Source organism: Pseudomonas sp. NBRC 111140, from assembly GCF_001320885.1.
Taxonomy (GTDB): domain Bacteria; phylum Pseudomonadota; class Gammaproteobacteria; order Pseudomonadales; family Pseudomonadaceae; genus Aquipseudomonas; species Aquipseudomonas putida_P.
This window is the reverse complement of record NZ_BCBQ01000200.1, coordinates 1-791: the sequence shown is the minus strand read 5'-3', so window position 1 is coordinate 791 and position 791 is coordinate 1. Positions and strand designations below refer to the sequence as shown.

2 protein-coding genes are annotated in these 791 nt (G+C 66.1%); one reads left to right on the top strand and one right to left on the bottom strand.

Features of this window, described 5'->3' with window-relative positions:
* Positions 1-230: ATP-binding protein (locus tag APH42_RS28875; RefSeq protein ID WP_256217856.1), on the top strand; the 230-nt coding region annotated here is incomplete at its 5' end.
* A 33-nt stretch (positions 231-263) separates the two neighbouring features.
* On the opposite strand, the gene APH42_RS28870 is transcribed toward APH42_RS28875, so the two are convergent.
* The coding region (locus APH42_RS28870; RefSeq protein WP_308418274.1) for a DALR domain-containing protein at positions 264-791 on the bottom strand (528 nt) is incomplete at its 5' end.

The window sequence follows — 791 nt, the reverse complement described above, 5'->3', positions numbered from 1 at the left end:
ACCTGGCCATCGAGGACAGCGGGCCGGGCATTCCCGAAGAAGAGCGTACTGCGGTGCTGAAGCGGTTCTACCGCAGTGATGAAGGCCACCGCCATGCCGGGTTCGGGCTGGGGTTGTCGATCGTTGCGGCGATCGTCGACCTGCATGGGTTCGGGCTGGAGATTGGAGAGAGCGAGCTGGGTGGGGCCAGGTTAGTGCTGCACTGCCCGCTCGCGGGGCTGGCCAAGTAAAAGCGGGGCCGCTTTGCGGCCCCTATACGCCGATCAGTCAGCCAGACGCCAGGTAGTCGCGCCCTTGCTGTCTTCCAGCACTACGCCCATGGCGGTGAGCTGGTCGCGAATACGGTCCGACTCTGCCCAGTTCTTGTCCGTACGCGCCTGCAGACGCGCCTGAATCAGGCCTTCCACCTCGGCAGCATCGACCTTGCCTTCGGCACCCGCACGCAGGAAGTCATCGGCTTCCAGCTGCAGCACACCCAGCACATCACCCAGCTCGCGCAGGCGACCAGCCAGGCCGGCAGCCGCTTCCAGGTCGCTGTCGCGCAGGCGGTTGATCTCGCGCACCAGGTCGAACAGCACAGCGCAGGCTTCAGGGGTGCCGAAGTCGTCGTTCATCGCCACGCTGAAGCGCTCGACGAACGCTTCGCCACCCTTGGCCGCCACCCGTGGCAGGCCGCGCAGGGCGTGGTAGAAGCGCTCCAGCGCGCCCTTGGCATCACGCAAGCTGTCTTCCGAGTAGTTGATCGCGCTGCGGTAGTGGCTGGCCACCAGCAGGTAGCGCACCACTTCCGG